This window comes from Sphingobacterium tabacisoli, from assembly GCF_017908035.1.
Lineage (GTDB): Bacteria > Bacteroidota > Bacteroidia > Sphingobacteriales > Sphingobacteriaceae > Sphingobacterium > Sphingobacterium tabacisoli.
The window spans coordinates 1-22071 of sequence record NZ_JAEQMU010000005.1 but is presented as its reverse complement, the minus strand read 5'-3'; the positions used below and the strand labels follow the sequence as shown (position 1 = coordinate 22071).

The window sequence follows — 22071 nt, the reverse complement described above, 5'->3', positions numbered from 1 at the left end:
TTCGAACTACTTTGGATAGACTTAGGAGTTTCTCTTCTCTAGTTTTGTGACTTTTTTGTCTATTGTAAACAAGTATACGAAAACTCCAACAACGATAGTTAAAAGCACTAAGACTACAACCCATATTTTTCCTGAGCTGCGAAGGCCCTCTGCCATTTCAATCTCTGATGATTGAGCATAAGAGGCCAGTGTTGTTATTAGTGTGAAGATGGAAAGTAAACTGATTTTTTTCATATATAAATAATTCAACAGAATAAGATTATACTGTGCGTGTATTCGGTTCTTTTTCTACTATAAACGGATACCGCTTTTAAAGTTCATATTAATCGATTTGATTCGCTTTGCGTTCCAATAGTGCCACACGGTATCTTAGGGTACAAATCCATACGCCAGTAAGTATCCAGCCGATCACTGCAGAATAGAAAATAGGACGCATATTGTTGTCCATATCTAGATCTCCAAAAGTAGAGTTCCCGCCGCTACCTGGGTGCAGAGAGTCTGTCATCTTAGGTAGGATATACATGAGCACGATCATGATAGGGAAAGCGAAAATATTATAGACAGCTGATATTTTAGCTCGCTTTTGTTCTTCTTCTAGTGTATTCCGTAATACCAGATAAGCCAGGTACATGAGCGTGGCAATAGCGGAGCCATTGGTTTTGGAGTCACTAGGCCAAGCTTCTCCCCAAGTGATATTGGCCCACTGCATTCCTGTCAGTAATCCCAAGAAGCAAAAGATGACACCTGTATTTACTGCTTCAACAGCTAGGATGTCGTGTTTTGGGTTGCCCCCGTTTAGGTACTTCACACTGTATACTACAGAGATTGCATATAGCGTAAACATCGCAAACCACATAGGGACATGGAAGTAAACGTTTCTTATCGTTTCATGAAGAAGAAATAATTTTGGTACCGGTCCCATAAATCCAGCGACAACAGAAGCACTTACTAAACATGCTGCTAATATTTTCCACCAGTTTTTTCTCATTTTTTACGTGTTGTTTTAATCCCTCCAAAGGTAAGGAAATAACAATAAAGAAATGGCAACAGTTACGACATTAATTGCCACAAGAACGCCAATTTCATTGTAACTTTCTGCTCTATCTGCGCCCTGTAATGCGTTTTGGGAGAGTGTAATCAGTACAATCAATAACGGGATGATTATAGGGAAAGCTAAAACTGCCATCATCGTACTGTTATTGCCTGTTTTGGCGCTTATTCCAGAAACCATCGTAAATACGGTTGCAAAGCTTATTGCCCCTAAGAATACCGCTATGAAATAAAATAGGGGATCCCCAACGGGATTTTTAAAGACCAAGGAATAGATCACGTAGGCGATGACAGAAAGGACAGTCATCAGTATGATATTGTAAATGATTTTGGAGAGTATGATAGACTTGGGACTCGCAATGGAGTAGTAATACAGTTGGCGATACTGGCTTTCCTGTACGAATGACCTGCTAATCGCATTTATGGAAGCGAAGAGCAGGATAATCCAAAATAAAGCATTCCAAATTAGAGTGTCTACTGTTTTGAATGCTTGGTAGCAGACAAAAACGGTAGACACCACATATAGCAGGATGCCGTTTACGGCATGTTTAGAACGCCACTCTAAAGTAAGATCTTTGTTGACTAAAGTCGTGATTTGCTGTAAAAGACTCATGTATCGCAAAGATACACAATTTGCAGTGTACAGCGTTTACTTTTGAAAATTAAGCCTTTGAGATTTCTGATTTTGCTTTTTCAGTCAGATCTTCCGTTTTACGGGCTATTTTATCGGTAGCGTCTGAAGCTTTACTTGCCCAGTCTGAGGTTTTTTCAGAGACTTTGTTTAGCACATCTCTGCCCGCATCTTTTGCTTTAGATTTCCACTCTCTTAAGTCTTCTTTAGCCTCTTTAGCTAAGCGCGATGCTTTCTTTGCTTCTCTTTTTGAAAGCTCTTTAAGCGACTTGGTTAAATCCTTGATACCGTCATTGGCTTTGTCCAATGTTTTTTTTCCGTCTTCTGTACCCAATAAATAATAAGCAGCGGTTCCAACTGCCAATCCTAACAATGCAAATGCAACTAATCCATTCCTATTTTTCATCTTTATAAAATTTGTTTTTTAAATGGTGATGAAGCGATCAGATTTATTCTTACCTCTGTTTGATTTGAATAAGCGTAGTCGTTTCATGACTAAATATTTGTTTATTTTTCAGTTCGTTATTATAATCAATAAACAACCATCGTTCCAAAAAGTTTTCTAGGAAAATGGATTAACAAATTTTAACCGAAAGTGGCTGTTTTAGCTTTTATTGTGTCAGACTTTTCTGGCTAGACTGTAAGGTGTATAGGTGGTGATATAATCCAGAGCCTTTTGATAGTAACTCGATATGATTACCAAAGTCTGCCACTCTACCTTCATCAATTACCAAGATGTTATCTGCATTCTTTATGGTGGAAAGACGGTGGGCAATAATAATTGAAGTCCGGTTTTTCATGAGCTCTTCTAACGCCTCCTGAACGAGTCTTTCTGATTCGGAATCTAATGAAGAGGTGGCTTCATCTAATATAAGAATCGCAGGATCTTTTAGTAATGCTCTTGCTATGGCGATACGTTGGCGTTGGCCTCCGGATAGTTTTACTCCTCTTTCTCCGACCATGGTATCGTAGCCGTCTGGAAAACCCATGATAAAATCATGCGCATTTGCCCGTTTGGCAGCTTCAATAACGCTTTCGGCATTCGCGTCTAACTTTCCGTAATTAATGTTTTCCCGTATAGTGCCTCCAAAAAGTAATACATCTTGAGGTACAATGCCTATTTGGTTTCGTATATCTGTGATGGCAAAGCTGGAAGACGGTATTTCGTCATAACGTATTTCGCCAGAGGAGGGTTGATAGAACTGAAGGATTAAAGAGGCTATTGTGGATTTGCCGGCGCCACTAGGGCCTACTATCGCTATTTTTTGTCCAGCATCGGCTGTAAACGAAATTTCATTCAAAATGTTGCACTCTGGACGAGAAGGATAGGCAAAGTTAACTTGATTAAATGTTAGTTTACCCATGATATGCCTTTTGATGTTTTTATCCTCTTCGGTTACCTTGATGTCTTCTGTCTTTTCATTAAGTATCTCTATAACACGCTCGCTGGATCCTAATGCTCTTTGCAGTCCCGCATATAGTTCTGGGAAGCTACCCATCGAACCAGCGACAAACATAGAGTATAGGATGTAGGTGGTCAGGTCTCCTACGGTAATTTCTCCTGCGGCGACTAATGATGCCCCATACCAGATTACAGCGATAACTGCACCGAATATACAGAAGATGATGAATGAAGCAAATAAACCTCGATAGGTAGCCGCTTTAACGGAAAGATTCACGACATTATCTAGCTTTTTACTGTATCGACGCGCTTCATAGTACTCGTTCACAAATGCCTTGACGTTGGATATGCCAAGGAGAGTTTCCTGAACGATACTGTTCGAGTCAGCAAGTTGATCTTGTGTCTGTTTTGAAAGATTACGTATGAACCGACCAAAGAAAATCGCAGTAACAACAAGGATGGGCAAGATGCACAGATTCATCAATGCAAGTTTGGGAGAGACAACGATCAAGAGGAGTACTCCGATGACTAGACTGATAGTTTGCCTGATTATTTCGGCAAGCGTGGTCGTCATGATGTCTTGGATTTGTGATAAATCTGCAGACAGTCTGCTGTTCAATTCGCCCACTCTGCGGTTAGCAAAGAAGTCGATAGGGAGCGTAATTAGCTTTAGATAGGACTCTCTACGGATATTGGCCAATGCTTTCTCTGCAATTTCGACAAATAGACGGATGCGAAAAAAAGACATGATAGATTGAAACGATAGGATGACTAATGATAACCCGCCTATAAAAAGTACGCTTGATTCAAGCCAAGGATAAGTCTGTTTTCCCTGAGCAGCATCAATCATGGCTCCCAACAATGCTGGAAAAGTAAGCATCGTCAAACTGGATAGGATCAGGAAGATCATGCCTAAAATAAACTTACCCTTGTAAGGTTTTAGATAAGATAAAATCTGAGTAGCCTTTTTAAGTAGTTCTTTGTTTAATTTGGGCTTGGGTAAATCATCGGAATGTGAATCGCCACTGTTCAATCTTGGTCTAGCCATTGTTTATTATCTTATAAGCTTTTTTGTTCCAACTGACAAATGTAATGATATAAAGTAGTCGCCTTATCAAACTTTCGTCACATTTTGTGTTTTACGACGGTTGTATACGAAAAATAGAACCCCTCCTAGGAGGAGAATTACAAACACGATAAATTGGTATTTGTTGTCTTGATGGTCTTCTTCCTCCAGGGTTTTGATATTCTGCCTTAAAAGTTCGTTTTCAGCCTGCAATTTGGATATCGTCTTCATGAAGGCAGTTATTTGCTGATCGTATTCTTTAGCGAGTGTTTGAAAATGCGCAGCTTCGCTATCTTTTAGGTTGAGGAGTTTTCGTGTTTCGAGGAATATCGCGTTGTCGTTGATGACTACAGATTTTAAAATGTCGATTGACTTCTGCATGTCATTTTTGGTTTTGAATAAACCAAAGACGCCTGTCTTCTGCTCTAAGGATTGGGTGTAGTCACCAAAGCGCTTACTTCGCTGGTCGAGCAGTTCATTGACTCGCTTTCGTTGTGCCTCAAATGAGATAGAGTCTGTTGGTGATGCTATAAGCGCTAAGCTATATAGTAGGAAGTATATTAGCAGCGTGTATTTCATGAGTTATGATTTATCTCAGTCCAAAAATTCGACCATTATGGTTTCATCCGCGTATAAGCCAAGTAAATTGCTGGCGTGTCCTTTATTAATAGCAATTTCGAGATAATCGGATATGCCAAACAGGCATAGTTTTTCACCTTCAGAAACCTCATTGTAATGCCAGCTCATTTTATTGATCGTTTCGTTCCGTTTGAAGTGTAGGATGAAGTTTCTTCCTTTTTGTACTTGATTAAAGAGGTCTTTGCTGATATTGGAGATGACGTTTCCAAAGGAGTCGATATAGGAAACATGTCCTTTGATAAAGCTGTTCTCTATGATCGGCAGTAAGGTTACTTTTTGTAGTGGTGTATCTATTGGTGAGCCCAAGTCTTCAATAGGGTTTCCCTCAGCGATATGGCAGGTTGCTTTTACGAGAATGTCGGCCAAGGGAAAGTGCAAAAACCGAAGGTCTTGCATCATCTCAATTTCGAAGAGCTGTTCTGCTTTTTTTTCACCTAAGATGATGCTAAATATACCATTGTCGGCGCCAACGAAGTAGTGCCCGTCAAACTTCATCGCGATATAGCGGCAGTTTTCTTGAAAGACGGTATCGATACCAATGAGGTGGACAGTCTCTTTTGGAAAATAATGATATGCGTTCTGAAGGATAAAAGCGGCGTGCTGTATGTTGAAAGAGGGAATCTCATGTGTGATATCTATTAAACGCACATTGGGCAACAATGATATTATGCTCCCTTTCAATGCCGCCTGATAAAAATCGCGGTAACCTAAATCTGTTGTTAATGTTATTACTCCCATATTAACAGCCCGTTGTCCTAAAAACGTGCCCTGAAACTATTGTTTTTTTGAAAAAAGTAAAGACAAAGTTAGTAAAACTAGTGTTCATAAAGGCCTTTCGCATTTAAAATAATGAATATTTTTCACATTCGATACATGTGAAAATATTAGTTTGTATTTTTGAATATAATTTGCTTAGATAAGAATGTTTTTGCATTATACAAATTGAAAATCTTATCTATATTTATCTGCGGAAATATCCATGTTGGATAAGCTACGGGCCCTTGACTGTGATGTGGTAGTTATACCCTTGAGAATAAAATAGACACGAATAATATTCGGTGTGATAAATTTAAAGAAGCGGGTCATGGTATATGTTACATTTTAAACTAAAAACCATAATAATTTGAGCGAATTAATCATCAATTTGGACAATGTTAATTTGGTCTCTCTATGGGGAGCTCAAAATGAGAATTTTGAATCTATCAAAAATAGATTTCCTAAAATACGTTTGATTGCAAGGGGGACAGAGCTTAAAGTGTTGGGAGAGGAAGTGGAGCAACGCTTGTTTGAATCTGTTTTTTCGGCCATTACGGATCACGTCATCAAATACAATGCGTTGGGTGGTTTGGAGTTGGAAGAATTACTTGGGATTCCTCCCAGTGAGCAACGCTCGGCCGACAAAGATAAGCCGGAGGATGGCCCACAGGCAGGACTCAAGGGGGAGCCTATTGTTTATGGGCCTAATGGTTTGATTGTTCGTGCGCGTACACCGAACCAGCGTAAGATGGTGGATAGCATCAATAAGAATGACATCCTGTTTGCAGTAGGGCCAGCCGGTACAGGCAAAACCTATACTGCTGTAGCATTGGCTGTTCGGGCATTGCGTAATAAGGAAATTAAACGAATTATCTTAACTCGACCTGCTGTAGAGGCAGGAGAGAACTTAGGATTTTTACCGGGAGATCTAAAGGAGAAAGTGGATCCTTATTTGAGACCACTTTATGATGCGTTGGATGATATGATTCCTGTAGAGAAGTTGAAAGGATATTTGGAAAACAGAACAATAGAAGTGGCTCCCCTAGCTTTCATGCGTGGACGTACGTTGGATAACTGTTTTGTGATTTTGGACGAGGCACAGAATGCTACTGATATGCAGCTTAAGATGTTCTTAACCCGTATGGGACCGACAGCCAAATTTATCGTTACTGGTGATCTTACCCAAATAGATCTTCCTAAAAAGTCTCAGTCAGGACTAGCTACTGCGATTAAACTATTAGACAACATCAGTGGGATCGACATCGTATACCTGACGGGTAGTGATGTGGTTCGGCATAAATTGGTGAAGCGTATTTTGGAAGCCTACGGGGATTTGAAAGCAAATAATTAATACTATATAAATAACAGGGCGATTTAATACGATGAGTGCAATAAAAGAAACCCATTTTAATTTTAATAAACAGACCTCTTTTTACAGGGGTAAGGTGAGGGATGTCTATACCATAGATAGTAAATATTTAGTAATGGTAGCATCTGACCGCATTTCTGCATTTGACGTGGTACTTCCTCGGGCTATTCCTTTTAAAGGACAGGTCTTAAATCAGATTGCTGCTAAGTTTTTGAAAGCAACAGCTGATATTTTGCCTAATTGGGTGATTACTGTTCCTGATCCTTCGGTGACCATCGGACAGATGTGTGAGCCGTTTAAGGTAGAGATGGTAATCCGTGGATATCTTTCTGGGCATGCTTGGCGTACATACCGTGAAGGAGGACGTGAGCTTTGTGGAGAGGTACTTCCAGAAGGACTAAAGGAGAATGATAAGTTGCCGAAGCCTATTATTACACCAACTACTAAAGCTGCAGTGGGGCATGATATGGATATTTCCAAAGCGGAAATCTTGAAGCAGGGGATCGTAAGTGTGGAAGACTACGAGCAATTGGAAAAATATGCACATGCCTTGTATCAACGTGGAGTAGAGATAGCTCAGGAAAGAGGACTTATCTTGGCGGATACAAAGTACGAATTTGGAAAGAAAGACGGGATAATCTATCTAATAGACGAAATTCATACACCAGATTCTTCCCGTTACTTTTATGTTGAGGGATATGAAGAACGTCAAGCGGCGTCGGAACCTCAAAAGCAACTTTCTAAGGAGTTTGTGAGACAATGGTTGATCGAAAACGGTTTTCAGGGTAAAGAAGGACAGCAGGTTCCTGAAATGACCGATGAAATCGTGGAATCGATAGCTGCGCGATATGTCGAACTTTATGAGTATATTACGGGGGAACGCTTTGAGTACGCTGCCGAGGAAGATGTTTTGGCGCGCGTCGAACGCAATGTGAATGCAGCGTTAGAGAAATTATAAAGAAAATAAAGATATGCGTTATACTATTGATAAGCACGAGCGATATGTTGTTATTGAACCACTTATTTCAAATTTAGATGCAGCTGCGGCAGCATTTCTAAAGGGAGAATTTATGCTTCGTAACACGTCGGGACAGCGTAATATCGTGCTGGACCTGTCGCAGGTTCAGGATATCTGTGAAGAGGGCGTGCGTATGGGACTGTTGGCTGATCGATTGTGCCAAGGGGCTGATGGAATGTTTATCATTACTGGGTTGACGCCTGCTGTAAGGCAGATCTTGAAAGTTGCGCATCTTGATGCCTTTTTTACTATTGTCAAAAACCTAAGTGAAGCTGAGGATCTTATCTTCGGAAATGAGATTCAGCGTGACTTGATAGGAGGTAAATAACGAATGCGATTTGAAGTCTTAGTTCTAGGGAACAGTTCTGCTACTCCTATATACGAGCGCCACCCTACGGCACAGGTTCTGAATTTTAACGAACAGCTATTTCTAATTGATTGTGGTGAAGGGACGCAGATGCAAATGCATCGTTATGGAATTAAGAGTAATAAAATATCCCGGATATTTATAAGTCACTTACATGGAGACCACTATTTAGGATTGGTGGGCTTGCTGTCTTCCATGAATCTGACTGGACGTAAGTCGGAGTTGCATCTGCATGGACCAGCTCCGCTTTTAGATATTCTCCAGTTGCAATTTAAACACTCGGATACTACACTGCGCTATAATCTGGTGTTTCATGCTACCAATCCCGAAGTGGAGGAGGTGATTATGAAGTCACATATGTTAACGGTGAGGTCGTTTCCACTACTGCATCGGGTTCCTACCACGGGCTTCCGTTTTGACGAAGGGACTCGAGCGGCTTCTTTGATCCCTGAGAAAATAGTGGGGAAGAATATTCCGACAGTCTTTTTTCAGCAGCTTAAGAAAGGCGTCGATTGTACGGATTTGGATGGTACTGTATACCGGGCAGCAGAGTTGACTAAGCCTGCCCCAGCTTCTAGAAGCTATGCGTATTGCTCGGATACGCGTGCTTTTGCGGGCTATATGGAGGCCATAGAAGGGGTAAATCTGTTGTACCATGAGACGACCTTCGATCATAGTCTTTTGGAAAGAGCGGTAGAGACATTTCATAGTACGAGTCTGGAAGCGGCGCAAGTGGCTGTACAAGCAGGTGTGAAACGACTTCTAATGGGGCATTATTCAGCACGTTATAAGGATTTGACTCCCTTGTTGGAAGAGGCAAAAGAGGTGTTTGATGAAAGTATCCTTTCTTTTGAGGGTAATTGGTATAAAGTTTAGTGATTCTCTAAATTTTTAACCATCTTTACACCTCAATTTTAATGGACAAAAAATATGTCTTTCAACTTAGATAACCTACTAAGGGACAATATCAAAAAACTAGTCCCTTATTCCTCCGCAAGAGATGAATTTAAAGGAGAAGCGTCTGTATTATTAGATGCTAATGAAAATGCTTTTGGTTCGCCATTGGATCATCATTACAACCGTTATCCAGATCCGCTACAACATCAAGTGAAAGAAAAGCTGGCCAAAATAAAAGGTGTGCCAGCAGATCATATTTTTTTAGGCAACGGAAGTGACGAAGCCATCGATATTTTGTACCGTGCCTTTTGTAAGCCTGGGGTAGATAATGTGGTTTTGGTGCCACCTACCTACGGTATGTACGAAGTGTCCGCGAATATCAACGATGTACAGATTCGTAAAGTCAATCTGACGGCAGACTATCAATTGGACTTAGACGGTATTGCCGAGGCATTAGATATGCATACTAAGATGATTTTCATCTGTTCGCCCAATAATCCTACAGGGAATAGTATAAACCGTAAAGATATAGAGACGATTCTGACACATTTCAAAGGATTGGTTGTCATCGACGAAGCTTACATTAATTTTTCCAAACAACGCTCATTTACACAGGAACTGGCCGAATATCCTAACTTGGTTATTCTTCAGACGTTATCCAAAGCTTGGGGATTAGCCGCTTTGCGGTTAGGGATGGCATTTGCCAGTAAAGAAATTATCCGGGTTTTCAATAAGATCAAACCTCCTTATAATATTAATCAGGCGACTCAGGACTTGGTATTGCAAGCGTTGGAGAACGTAGAGACAGTCAATAGTTGGATCCAGCAAACAGTTGCCGAACGGGAATTGCTCGTGCAGGAGCTTCTTACTGTAGCGCAGATTGCGCATATCACGCCATCTGACGCCAATTTTATCTTGGCCCGATTGGAAGAACCCCGTGAGCTGTATAATTTTTTGGTCAGTCAAGGAATCATTGTAAGAGACCGCTCAAAGGTGGAGTTATGTGAGGGCTGTCTACGTATTACAATAGGGACAACCGAAGATAATAAGAAACTGATTGAAGCCATTAAACAATTTTACAGCTAAATTAACCATGAAAGATATTATCAAGAGAGTACTATTTATTGATAGAGACGGAACGCTTATTCTTGAACCCGAAGATGAACAGATTGATTCATTTACGAAATTGAAGTTTTACCCTGGTGCTTTGCAGTATCTTCCACGTATCGCTCGGGAGCTCGATTTTGAATTGATTCTAGTATCTAACCAAGATGGTCTTGGTACAGCATCACATCCCGAAGAGAATTTTTGGCCAGTACATAATTTTGTTGTAGATACCTTTAAGGCAGAGGGTGTAGTCTTTGGCAAAGAGCATATCGATAAAACTTTCCCTCATGAGAATGCGGCAACCCGTAAACCGGGAATAGGTATGCTTTCGGAATATTTTGACCAGACAAAATATAATCTTAGTGAATCTTTTGTTATAGGTGATCGGGTCAATGATGTAAAACTTGCGCAAAATCTGGGTGCAAAGGCCATTTGGTTGCGTAATAATGATGAGTTGGGTAAGGCTGAACAGGTTGAGATTACGGACGATTGCGTGGCACTGGAAACTTCTGACTGGAAAGCTGTTTATGAGTTTTTGAAACTGAATACCAGGGTCGAAGAGCATCATCGGAAGACCAATGAAACAGATATTTATATTAAAGTAAATCTAGATGGTTCGGGAAAGGCAGATATCCATACGGGATTGCCGTTTTTTGATCATATGCTAGACCAGATTGCACGGCATGGTGCAATTGACTTGACGGTGCACGCAAAAGGGGATTTACATATAGACGAACACCATACCATTGAAGATACAGGTATAGCTTTGGGCGAGGTGTTTTTGAAGGTGCTCGGAGATAAACGGGGTATCGAGCGGTATTCGTATACTTTGCCAATGGATGACTGTTTGGCCCAAGTTGCTCTAGATTTTGGCGGTCGTAATTGGATTGTATGGGATGCTGAATTTAAGCGGGAGAAGATCGGAGATATGCCTACAGAGATGTTTTTCCATTTCTTTAAGTCATTTTCAGATGCAGCGAAAGCTAATTTAAATATCAAAGCCGAAGGCGATAATGAGCATCATAAGATTGAAGCTATCTTTAAAGCTTTCGCTAAATCCATTAAAAAGGCGGTACGACGCGACGCAGAAAATATGCAGTTGCCAAGTACAAAGGGAGTTTTGTAGTAATGAGAATTGAGTAATGAGAAGTGAGTACGGAGAATAATCCCAATACGCAATACTTCATACTCACTACTGAATAAATATGATTGGTATAGTTAACTACGGTGCAGGAAATATTTTTTCATTAACTGCAGCATTAAACCGTATCCAAGTCGGATATGGTATGATTAATAGCAAAGAGGACTTTGATCAGTTTGATCGTGTTATAATTCCAGGAGTTGGGCACGCGGGGGCTGCGATGAATAAGTTGAGGGAGACGGGGCTGGTAGATACCATTCTTGCATTAGAGAAACCCGTGCTGGGAATATGTGTAGGCATGCAATTGTTGACCTCTTATTCGGAAGAGGGAGAGGCCGAGCTTTTGTCTGTTTTTCCTTTAAAAACCCTGCATTTTAAGAATAGAGTAACACTTAAGGTCCCACATATGGGGTGGAATAGTGTCAAGGCAGAAGCCGATTGTCCTTTGTTTAAGGATATTCCAGAAAATACATATTTTTATTTTGTGCACTCTTTTTTTATTGAGCACAGTCCTGTCTATAACGGGGCAACCTGTAACTATGGTATAGATTATTCGGCAGCTATTCAAAAAGATAATTTTTATGGAGTGCAGTTCCACCCAGAGAAGTCGGGGACGCATGGCGAACAGTTGTTAATAAATTTTACTAAAATATAAATAAAAATTAAAGACTATTTTTGTAACTCAAGGCCCGCTATAAGGTAAGGAGGGAAAGGATAGGCTTTTAAATTTTAAACTTTTTAACTTTTACTTTATTATGTATATCATTCCAGCGATTGATGTTTTAGACAAGAAGGTAGTTCGCCTAAGAGAAGGCTCTTATGACGAGGTGACCACCTATGATATTTCCTTAGAAGATCAGATCAAAAAATACCATGCAAATGGTACGGAAATGGTGCATATCATTGATCTGAATGGCGCTAAGGGAGATTTCTCTAACCAAGAATATCTTTTTGATATTGTCCGCCGTACAGATATGAAGGTGCAATATGGAGGTGGTGTACGTAGTATCGAAAAGGTGAAGGAGCTTATCGATGCGGGGGTATTCCGTGTTATTGTGGGTACTCAGGCGATTACTAATCCTACTTTTCTTGAGGAATTAAGCAAATTGAATGAGGGCCGCGTTAAATATGCCAATCGTATCGTGATCGCTATCGATGTGTTGGATGAAGTTATCAAGTATTCAGGTTGGTTGGAAAGCTCGCCGATCAAACTTATTGAATATATCGACAAGTGTCTTGCGTTAGGCTTCTTCCGTTTCCTATGTACAGATATATCGAAAGATGGAAAGATGGGCGGTGCCGGAATTGATTTGTACAAGAAGTTATTAGCTCACTCTCCGATTATCAAGTTGATCGGTTCGGGAGGAATATCTTCAATGAAAGATTTAGAAAATCTCAACGAGTTAGGTGGCTTAGAATCCTGTGTAGTAGGTAAGGCTATCTATGAGAACAAAATCTCTATAGATGAGATAAAGGATTGGAATCTAAAAACCTTAATTAAGTTTTAAGTATGCTTGCTAAGCGTATTATCCCTTGCTTGGATGTTAAAGATGGGCGTACGGTCAAAGGTGTGAACTTTGTGGATCTTCGCGATGCAGGCGATCCGGTGGAGCTAGCTTGGCAATATTCACAGCAGGGAGCTGATGAGCTTGTCTTTCTAGATATTACGGCCACTCACGAGGGGCGTAAGACGACAATCGATCTTGTTAAATCGGTGGCAAAGCAGGTGAATATCCCATTTACAATAGGTGGAGGAATCAATGAATTGCGTGATGCAGAGATTCTGCTCAACAGTGGTGCGGATAAAATATCCATCAACTCGGCTGCGGTTAGGAATCCACAGTTGATTGATGATCTATCAAAGGCATTTGGATCCCAATTTGTTGTCGTGGCGGTTGATACCCGATTTGTAGAAGGTGCTAACTATGTGCATCTACGCGGAGGTCGGGAAAAAACGGATATACACACGGAAGAGTGGATTAAAGAAGCGGAAAGCAGAGGTGCCGGAGAGATATTGCTTACTTCGATGGATCATGATGGGACGAAGAATGGATTTGATAATCCGCTCTTGGGGTGTATTAATCAGTTGATCCATATTCCGTTGATTGCATCTGGAGGAGCCGGGAACGAGCAACATTTTGTGGATGTATTTCAACAATCGAATGTGGATGCTGCTTTGGCAGCCTCGGTATTCCATTATGGAGAGATACTAATTCCTGAATTAAAAGAAAGATTACGAGCCGAAGGCATAGCGGTACGATAACATTGGAGATAGCCGGTATTAGACATAAGACATGTACGGTCTAAATACCCGATACTTGGTACTCAATACTAACAAAAAAATGATAGATTTTGAAAAAGGTGATGGACTCGTTCCTGTAATCATTCAAGATGTCCAAACATTAGAAGTACTTATGTTGGGCTATATGAATGAAGAAGCCTGGGAGAAAACACAAAAGGAAGAAAAAGTTACTTTTTACTCGAGGTCAAAAAATAGACTTTGGACTAAAGGCGAGGAAAGCGGTAATTTCTTATGGATGAAGAATTTTCACATTGATTGTGATCAAGATACAATTCTTATAAAAGTTCAGCCCGCAGGGCCTACTTGTCATACAGGTAGTAGAAGTTGTTTTGCAACAGATTATGGCAATAACTTTATTGCTGAATTAGAGCGTATTATACAGCAACGTTACGAATTCCCTACACAGGAATCTTATGTTAACCATCTTAGAGATAAAGGGCTTAATAAAATAGCACAAAAGGTAGGTGAAGAAGCTGTAGAAACGGTAATCGCTGCATTAGCACAGTCTGATAAGGAGTTTGTAGATGAGACGTCTGATCTGATTTTCCACTTACTTGTCCTGTTGCGCGAAAAAGGATTCTCCTTAGAAACTATCGCAAAGAATCTCGAAGAACGACATAAATAACCAAGTCGTTAAGTAGCATTTCTACATACTATACGCTGTTCCGCTCGTGTCCCCACGAGCGGGGCTGTATCATTAAACCTAAATCAGTAATTTTACACACTTCCTGCGATGCTGCCGCTAACTAGCTTATTTGATTGATCGTTAGCTCCAGCTGATCAATAGGTCGCATTATTTGATTAATCTACTGGTCTATTTGATTGATCGTTAGCTCCAGCTGATCAATAGGTCGCATTATTTGATTGACCGACTGGCCTATTTGATTGATCATCAGCTCCAGCTGATCAATAGATTGCCCCACTTGATTGATCAACTGGCCTATTTGAATGATCATTAGCTCCAGCTGATCAATAGATTGCTCCATTTGATTGACCGACTGGCCTATTTGATTTATCGTTAGCTCCAGCCGATCAATAAATTGCTCCATTTGAATGATCGACTGGCCTAGTTGATTGATCGTTCAGCTTAACCGATTAATCGGTTGGTGCAAAAGGATATTCAAAAATGATATTTTCCAATAGATCAGACGTTTTGTGGGTAGGGAGGGGATAGTCAACACCTCTTTATAGGAGACAGCTAGGATAGTTTGACCTACCTGTTGTTTCGTTTTACAATGTTTTGTTGTACCTATGTCTTGTCCACTATAGTATTTTATGTATTGTGTTGTTTTTCAGTATATTGATTTTATTTTGTCCACTTGTATTGTGTGCTTTTACGTGGCTTTTTGTCTCCTGTAGATCACGATTGTACCCTTACCTGTCTACTTAAATAAGCCTTCATCTTCCCTTTTTATTCCAAACTTCGCCATGTAAATCCGACCAAATTATGGCCTCTACGAAGAGGCAGGATCTACAAACCAAACAAGATTGACTAAGAAATAATCAAACGAGGCAGAGCCTAGATGCTCTACTTCAATTGCCAAACAAAATTGATGCTTGACGGCATCGCTAAAATATGAAGGTTATGAAAAAGTTAGAAAATGTAAAGTCTCAAAACTCAGTCATAGGAAATGCGAAGGCAATTCTATGTTTACTGTTTGTGTTTGCCTCGGTTTTTATGGTAAAAGGACAAGAAAATACGGATAACCATATAAATCTAGATATTAAACAGAAGTCTCAACAAGAACTGCAAACAATTCAGGGTTTTCTTGCTTCTCCATCCGTAATGAAGAAATCAGCAGGAGCCATTTTGCAGAAGAGTAAGTTAACTAACGATCTTGAGGAAAGACCTAAAAAATTTAAGGGAATACCTAAAGACGAGGCTGTAATGAAAATATTGCTGATGAAAAATCAGATTTTCGAAGGGAATGATATGCCTACAAGTAGAAAGCGGCTTAACGTAGATTCTTTATTAGAAGATTTAAAAGAGGTTCTAACGGAGGAGGAATATTTGAAATTAATCAATAACCATAATCTACTTAAGCAACTTGGATTGTTTGTAGATGAGACGCTTGATAATCAATAATCAAACCAAAAGTTACTGAGATGAAAACAATAATACAATCTTTTCTCCATAAGTGTGTGATAACACACTTGGTCCTGTTATCAGTGATTTCAGCAGCATTTGGTCAAGCAACTGTGACTCCTGGTACACCTACTGCGACTCAAATTGCAACTGCCTTAAATACAAATGGAATTACTATATCTTCTCCGCAAATAGTGCGTGGAGGTAGTAATCAAATTGCCATCTTTAGCAATGGTATCGCGGGAGCCGGTTTAGGTGTTGATGCGGGGGTACTGTTTTCTACTGGTCATGCTAGGAACGAGTTACAGAGTAGGAATTCGACCCGACAAAAATCTGTAGAAGTTCAATCTAGCACCTATAGTGATCCCGAATTGACAGGTATCACCAGCAATGCAATATATGACGCTGTAATATACACCTTCAAAATTAAGTTGACAGGAGGGGCGGATGCTTTACGAATAGCGTACCAGTTCGGTTCTGAGGAGTACCCCGATTATGTTGGTTCTCGATATAACGATACTTTCGGTTTTTTTGTAAGAGGTCCCGGTTTGTCTGGCTGGGTAAATATGGCGCGCTTGCCCAATACAGCCCAGACTGTTACTGCTATTAATAAGGTAAACTATGGGAAGTACGGTATTAATGGCTCAAATAGTAATGGATATGTCTCCACTAATAGCGATTCTTATTTAAGAAATGGACATACTACGAATACGGTATCGGGTAACTCAGCTCAGCTTCAGGAAAACACTAATCCAGACCCGGCTCCTATTTATGTGGAGTACAATGGCCTTACTAAATTAATTCAGTACGATTTATCGGGATTGACACAAGGTGGCGAGTATGAATTTAAAATAGCGATTGCCGATGCTGGTGATCAGAAGTTGGATGCTGGTGTTTTTGTAGCAAAGATTGAGGGAGTATTTGGGGCTGATCTTGCTATCGAGAAAATAGTAGACAAGCCGACTCCCTGTATAGATGATATCGTTGAGTTTACCTTAACAGCTAAAAATATTGGTCCTGCCCCAGCTACCGGCGTGGTTGTGAATGATTTATTGCCTAATGGTTTTGAATATGATAGCCATACTGCCCCCGCAGGAACAACTTATGTTCCTGCCAGTGGAGTTTGGACGATTGGTGGTTTAGCTTTATATGGAGAATCTGTTTTAAAAATTAGAGCGAAAGTAAAAAGTACTGGCAACTATACAAACCAAGCTACCATTACAGGAACCAAAAATGATCCTGACGCTACTAATAATACAGCAACTGTAACTTTGGTTCCAACTATACCAACTATTACAGGTGTTCTGGTCTTATGCCAAGAAAATACAACACAGCTATCGGGCTCCGGTACTGCTGCGGCTAGTAATGCTTGGACTTCTTCAAATACAACAGTTGCGACTGTTAGTTCCACTGGCCTAGTCACCGGTTTATCAGCTGGCACGACCACGATTACTTATAAGAATTCAAACGGTTGTACAGCTACTGCATTGGTTACCGTAACAGCAAAAAACACGGTAACTGCGGGCACGCCAAGGTCAGTTTGTATCAATACAGCATTGACTGCAATCGAACATACGACCACGGGAGCAACAGGTATTGGTACGGCTACAGGTTTACCAACAGGAGTTACAGCAACCTTTGCTAACAACAAGATTACGATCAGTGGTACTCCGAGCGTTGTTGGAGTTTTTACATACAACATTCCTTTAACAGGCGGATGTGGTAATGTGGCCGCTACCGGAACAATTACGGTTAAACCTACCACTACGATCACTGTACAACCAGTTGCTCCGGCAGCATACTGTATCGGTGGTACCTCTACATTGGATGTTACCGCTACGGGCGATGGAACCTTGACCTACGAATGGTTCAAGGTGTCTGGTTCTACTGCGACATCTGTTGGTACGACCAAAACATATAGCTTACCTACGTCTCTGACAGCAGGTACACATACTTACCGTGTTGTGGTAACAGGCGGCTGTGGAGCAGCGACTTCTACGGATGTTACTGTAACGGTTAAACCAGCCACTACAATCACCGTACAACCGGTTGCACCTGCAGCCTACTGTATCGGCGGTACCTCTACATTGGATGTTACCGCTACAGGTGACGGTACCTTGACCTACGAATGGTTCAAGGTGTCTGGTTCTACTGCGACATCTGTTGGTACGACCAAAACATATAGCTTGCCTACGTCGCTGACAGCAGGTACACATACTTACCGTGTTGTGGTAACAGGCGGTTGTGGAGCAGTGACCTCTACGGATGTTACTGTAACGGTTAAACCAGCTACGGTGATCACTGTACAGCCAGTTGCCCCTGCAGCCTACTGTATCGGTGGTACCTCTACATTGGATGTTACCGCTACAGGTGACGGTACTTTGACCTACGAATGGTTCAAGGTGTCTGGTAGTACAACCACTTCTGTTGGTACGACCAAAACATATAGCTTACCTACGTCGTTGACAGCAGGTACACATACCTACCGTGTTGTTGTAACAGGCGGTTGTGGAGCAGCAACATCTACGGATGTCACTGTAACGGTTAAACCAGCTACGGTGATCACTGTACAACCAGTTGCACCTGCAGCCTACTGTATCGGTGGTACCTCTACATTGGATGTTACCGCTACAGGTGACGGTACTTTGACCTACGAATGGTTCAAGGTGTCTGGTAGTACAACCACTTCTGTTGGTACGACCAAAACATATAGCTTACCTACGTCGCTGACAGCAGGTACACATACCTACCGTGTTGTTGTAACAGGCGGTTGTGGAGCAGCAACATCTACGGATGTTACTGTAACGGTTAAACCAGCTACGGTGATCACTGTACAGCCAGTTGCCCCTGCAGCCTACTGTATCGGTGGTACCTCTACATTGGATGTTACCGCTACAGGTGACGGTACTTTGACCTACGAATGGTTCAAGGTGTCTGGTAGTACAACCACTTCTGTTGGTACGACCAAAACATATAGCTTACCTACGTCGCTGACAGCAGGTACACATACTTACCGTGTTGTAGTAACAGGTGGTTGTGGAGCAGTGACCTCTACGTATGTTACTGTAACGGTTAAACCAGCTACGGTGATCACTGTACAACCGGTTGCACCTGCAGCCTACTGTATCGGCGGTACCTCTACATTGGATGTTACCGCTACAGGTGACGGTACCTTGACCTACGAATGGTTCAAGGTGTCTGGTAGTACAACCACTTCTGTTGGTACGACCAAAACATATAGCTTACCTACGTCGCTGACAGCAGGTACACATACTTACCGTGTTGTAGTAACAGGCGGTTGTGGAGCAGTGACCTCTACGGATGTTACTGTAACTGTAAATGGAGTTCTTCCAGGAACAATCGCAGGTTCTCAAACTGTATGTAATGGTACGGTACCGGTAACCATCACTTCGGTAACAGCTGGTTCAGCTACTGGGACCCTTGCTTATCAATGGGAGTTTAGTGTTGACAATGGTGCTAGTTGGAGTCCAATTAATGGGGCTACGGCAGCTACATACACTCCGGGTGCTATGACTGTAACAACTTCTTACCGTCGAGTATCTACTTCGACACTAAATAACAGTGTCTGCACCGTTTATTCAAACGAAGTGGTGGTCACTGTAACGAATAATTGTAATGTGATTACTGAGAAATCAGTAAGTGACAACAGCAACAATGGTAAGGCTGAGTCCAATGAAGAATTAACTTATTCAATTAAGGTTACTAATAACTATGATAGAGATATCACAGTAAATATATCCGATATTATACCTGCCAACACAGCTTATCTAAATAATACAAGTGCTGGGGTGTACATATCCGGTAATAATACAATTACTTGGAATAATCTAACTATTCCAGCGAACTCAAATGCTACAGTTACATTTGTTGTCAAGGTTGTTGCAAACTTGACGGGTATCAGTAACATCTATAATGTGGCTACGGTTAGCGGTAATGAATTGCCAGAGCCGCAAAGACCAGAAGTGGAAATCCCTACAGACAGCAAACCATCGCACAGCTCAGTTAAAACCGTTGTGGATGCGAGCGGCGATAACAAGGCCCAGTCCGGCGAGGAACTGACCTATACGATCACTGTTAAGAACACCGGCGACGTGGCGTTGACAGGTATCGCTATCAGCGATGCTATCCCGGCTAACACGACTTATGTTGCGAACAGTGCAACCGGTGGTGGCAGCTTAACCGGCAGTGGACTGAACTGGTCTGTGAATGTACCATTCGGTGGGGAGGTTTCCGTTAGCTTCAAGGTTACAGTAAACGCCGACCTTACCGGAGTAACGTCGATCAAGAATATCGCTACGGTAGGCGGAGATACCCCAGAGGTTGAGATCCCTACAGATAGCAAACCATCACACAGCTCGGTTAAAACTGTTGTTGATGCGAGCGGCGATAACAAGGCTCAGTCCGGCGAGGAACTGACCTATACGATCACTGTTAAGAACACCGGAGACGTTGCGTTGACAGGTGTCGCTATCAGCGATGCTATCCCAGCGAACACCAGCTATGTGCCTAACAGTGCAACCGGAGGCGGTACCCTTACAGGCAACACCTTAGACTGGTCTGTTGCTGTACCGTTCGGTGGAGAGGTTTCCGTTAGCTTCAAGGTTACAGTAAATGCTGACCTTACCGGAGTAACGTCAATCAAGAATATCGCTACTGTTGGCGGTGATACCCCAGAGGTTGAGATCCCTACAGATAGCAAACCATCACACAGCTCGGTTAAAACCGTTGTGGATGAGAATGGCGATAACAAGGCTCAGTCCGGCGAGGAACTGACCTATACGATCACTGTTAAGAACACCGGAGACGTTGCGTTGACAGGTGTCGCTATCAGCGATGCTATCCCAGCGAACACCAGCTATGTGCCTAACAGTGCAACCGGAGGCGGTACCCTTACAGGCAACACCTTAGACTGGTCTGTTGCTGTACCGTTCGGTGGAGAGGTTTCCGTTAGCTTCAAGGTTACAGTAAATGCTGACCTTACCGGAGTAACGTCGATCAAGAATATCGCTACTGTTGGCGGTGATACCCCAGAGGTTGAGATCCCTACAGATAGCAAACCATCGCACAGTTCGGTTAAAACCGTTGTGGATGCGAGCGGCGATAACAAGGCCCAGTCCGGCGAGGAACTGACCTATACGATCACTGTTAAGAACACCGGCGACGTGGCGTTGACAGGTATCGCTATCAGCGATGCTATCCCAGCGAACACGACTTATGTTGCGAACAGTGCAACCGGTGGTGGCAGCTTAACCGGCAGCGGACTGAACTGGTCTGTTGCTGTACCGTTCGGTGGGGAGGTTTCCGTTAGCTTCAAGGTTACAGTGAACGCCGACCTTACCGGAGTAACGTCGATCAAGAATATCGCTACAGTAGGTGGAGATACCCCAGAGGTTGAGATCCCTACAGACAGCAAACCATCGCACAGCTCCGTTAAAACCGTTGTGGATGCGAGCGGCGATAACAAGGCCCAGTCCGGTGAGGAACTGACCTATACGATCACTGTTAAGAACACCGGCGACGTGGCGTTGACAGGTATCGCTATCAGCGATGCTATTCCGGCGAACACGACTTATGTTGCGAACAGTGCAACCGGAGGCGGTACCCTTACAGGCAACACCTTAGACTGGTCTGTTGCTGTACCATTCGGTGGGGAGGTTTCCGTTAGCTTCAAGGTTACAGTAAATGCTGACCTTACCGGAGTAACGTCAATCAAGAATATCGCTACTGTTGGCGGTGATACCCCAGAGGTTGAGATCCCTACAGATAGCAAACCATCACACAGCTCGGTTAAAACTGTTGTGGATGAGAATGGCGATAACAAGGCTCAGTCCGGCGAGGAACTGACCTATACGATCACTGTTAAGAACACCGGAGACGTTGCGTTGACAGGTGTCGCTATCAGCGATGCTATCCCAGCTAACACGACTTATGTTGCGAACAGTGCAACCGGTGGTGGCAGCTTAACCGGCAGCGGACTGAACTGGTCTGTTGCTGTACCATTCGGTGGGGAGGTTTCCGTTAGCTTCAAGGTTACAGTGAATGCTGACCTTACCGGAGTAACGTCGATCAAGAATATCGCTACTGTTGGCGGAGATACCCCAGAGGTTGAGATCCCTACAGATAGCAAACCATCACACAGCTCGGTTAAAACTGTTGCGGATGAGAATGGCGATAACAAGGCCCAGTCCGGCGAGGAACTGACCTATACGATCACTGTTA

Annotated in this window: 20 protein-coding genes; 12 read left to right on the top strand and 8 right to left on the bottom strand. The window is 42.2% G+C overall.

The genetic code is table 11. From position 1 onward, the window contains the following. Nucleotides 1-21 precede the first annotated feature (21 nt). From JKG64_RS23205 to JKG64_RS16795, 7 genes are all read right to left on the bottom strand, one after another. Nucleotides 22-234, bottom strand: a complete 213-nt coding sequence (locus JKG64_RS23205; protein ID WP_262897779.1) for a CcmD family protein — start codon at nucleotides 232-234, stop codon at nucleotides 22-24. 88 nt (nucleotides 235-322) lie between these two features. Next, nucleotides 323-988, bottom strand: a complete 666-nt coding sequence (ccsA, locus tag JKG64_RS16820) for a cytochrome c biogenesis protein (RefSeq protein WP_210355465.1) — start codon at nucleotides 986-988, stop codon at nucleotides 323-325. 15 nt (nucleotides 989-1003) lie between these two features. Further along, nucleotides 1004-1663: a heme exporter protein CcmB gene (locus tag JKG64_RS16815; protein WP_210355464.1), complete on the bottom strand. Its 660-nt coding sequence runs from the start codon at nucleotides 1661-1663 to the stop codon at nucleotides 1004-1006. Nucleotides 1664-1712: 49 nt separating this feature from the next. Beyond that, a complete protein-coding gene (locus JKG64_RS16810; RefSeq protein WP_210355463.1) occupies nucleotides 1713-2087 on the bottom strand; it encodes a YtxH domain-containing protein in 375 nt (124 codons plus the stop codon). Between the two features lie 205 nt (nucleotides 2088-2292). Next, nucleotides 2293-4131, bottom strand: coding sequence for an ABC transporter ATP-binding protein (locus tag JKG64_RS16805; RefSeq protein ID WP_210355462.1), 1839 nt, complete (start codon nucleotides 4129-4131; stop codon nucleotides 2293-2295). A gap of 66 nt (nucleotides 4132-4197) precedes the next feature. Beyond that, the gene (locus tag JKG64_RS16800) at nucleotides 4198-4728 is read right to left on the bottom strand and encodes a hypothetical protein (protein ID WP_210355461.1); all 531 of its coding nucleotides are present in this window, start codon (nucleotides 4726-4728) and stop codon (nucleotides 4198-4200) included. A 15-nt stretch (nucleotides 4729-4743) separates the two neighbouring features. Then, nucleotides 4744-5526, bottom strand: a complete 783-nt coding sequence (locus tag JKG64_RS16795; protein ID WP_133585569.1) for an SAM hydrolase/SAM-dependent halogenase family protein — start codon at nucleotides 5524-5526, stop codon at nucleotides 4744-4746. A 385-nt stretch (nucleotides 5527-5911) separates the two neighbouring features. On the opposite strand from JKG64_RS16795, the gene JKG64_RS16790 reads away from it, so the two are divergent. The 10 genes from JKG64_RS16790 to hisIE all read left to right on the top strand — a co-directional run bounded on the left by JKG64_RS16790 (nucleotide 5912) and on the right by hisIE (nucleotide 14370). After that, nucleotides 5912-6895 carry a PhoH family protein gene (locus tag JKG64_RS16790; protein ID WP_210355460.1) on the top strand — a complete coding sequence of 328 codons (984 nt, stop codon included), beginning with the start codon at nucleotides 5912-5914 and terminating at the stop codon, nucleotides 6893-6895. A gap of 31 nt (nucleotides 6896-6926) precedes the next feature. Beyond that, entirely contained in the window at nucleotides 6927-7871 is a 945-nt protein-coding gene (locus JKG64_RS16785; RefSeq protein ID WP_210355459.1) for a phosphoribosylaminoimidazolesuccinocarboxamide synthase, read from the top strand. Between the two features lie 13 nt (nucleotides 7872-7884). Then, nucleotides 7885-8259: an STAS domain-containing protein gene (locus tag JKG64_RS16780; protein ID WP_210355458.1), complete on the top strand. Its 375-nt coding sequence runs from the start codon at nucleotides 7885-7887 to the stop codon at nucleotides 8257-8259. A 3-nt stretch (nucleotides 8260-8262) separates the two neighbouring features. Beyond that, nucleotides 8263-9174, top strand: coding sequence for a ribonuclease Z (locus tag JKG64_RS16775; protein WP_210355457.1), 912 nt, complete (start codon nucleotides 8263-8265; stop codon nucleotides 9172-9174). A gap of 54 nt (nucleotides 9175-9228) precedes the next feature. After that, nucleotides 9229-10281 (top strand): histidinol-phosphate transaminase, encoded by a 1053-nt coding sequence (gene hisC / locus JKG64_RS16770; protein ID WP_210355456.1) that lies wholly within the window; start codon nucleotides 9229-9231, stop codon nucleotides 10279-10281. A 7-nt stretch (nucleotides 10282-10288) separates the two neighbouring features. Beyond that, nucleotides 10289-11428, top strand: coding sequence for a bifunctional histidinol-phosphatase/imidazoleglycerol-phosphate dehydratase HisB (hisB, locus tag JKG64_RS16765; RefSeq protein WP_210355455.1), 1140 nt, complete (start codon nucleotides 10289-10291; stop codon nucleotides 11426-11428). Nucleotides 11429-11507: 79 nt separating this feature from the next. Continuing rightward, complete coding sequence (gene hisH / locus JKG64_RS16760; RefSeq protein ID WP_210355454.1) at nucleotides 11508-12098, top strand: imidazole glycerol phosphate synthase subunit HisH; 591 nt, start codon at nucleotides 11508-11510, stop codon at nucleotides 12096-12098. Nucleotides 12099-12198: 100 nt separating this feature from the next. Further along, nucleotides 12199-12951: a 1-(5-phosphoribosyl)-5-[(5-phosphoribosylamino)methylideneamino]imidazole-4-carboxamide isomerase gene (locus JKG64_RS16755; protein ID WP_210355453.1), complete on the top strand. Its 753-nt coding sequence runs from the start codon at nucleotides 12199-12201 to the stop codon at nucleotides 12949-12951. 2 nt (nucleotides 12952-12953) lie between these two features. Then, nucleotides 12954-13706, top strand: coding sequence for an imidazole glycerol phosphate synthase subunit HisF (hisF, locus tag JKG64_RS16750; protein WP_210355452.1), 753 nt, complete (start codon nucleotides 12954-12956; stop codon nucleotides 13704-13706). Between the two features lie 79 nt (nucleotides 13707-13785). After that, the gene (hisIE, locus tag JKG64_RS16745) at nucleotides 13786-14370 is read left to right on the top strand and encodes a bifunctional phosphoribosyl-AMP cyclohydrolase/phosphoribosyl-ATP diphosphatase HisIE (protein ID WP_210355451.1); all 585 of its coding nucleotides are present in this window, start codon (nucleotides 13786-13788) and stop codon (nucleotides 14368-14370) included. Between the two features lie 181 nt (nucleotides 14371-14551). Here hisIE and JKG64_RS16740 read toward each other — a convergent pair whose 3' ends face one another. Next, nucleotides 14552-14794: a hypothetical protein gene (locus JKG64_RS16740; RefSeq protein ID WP_210355450.1), complete on the bottom strand. Its 243-nt coding sequence runs from the start codon at nucleotides 14792-14794 to the stop codon at nucleotides 14552-14554. Between the two features lie 536 nt (nucleotides 14795-15330). Here JKG64_RS16740 and JKG64_RS16735 point away from each other — a divergent pair. Continuing rightward, nucleotides 15331-15831 carry a hypothetical protein gene (locus JKG64_RS16735; RefSeq protein ID WP_210355449.1) on the top strand — a complete coding sequence of 167 codons (501 nt, stop codon included), beginning with the start codon at nucleotides 15331-15333 and terminating at the stop codon, nucleotides 15829-15831. 20 nt (nucleotides 15832-15851) lie between these two features. Further along, a partial coding sequence (locus JKG64_RS16730; protein WP_210355448.1) for a choice-of-anchor L domain-containing protein occupies nucleotides 15852-22071 on the top strand: 6220 nt, incomplete at its 3' end.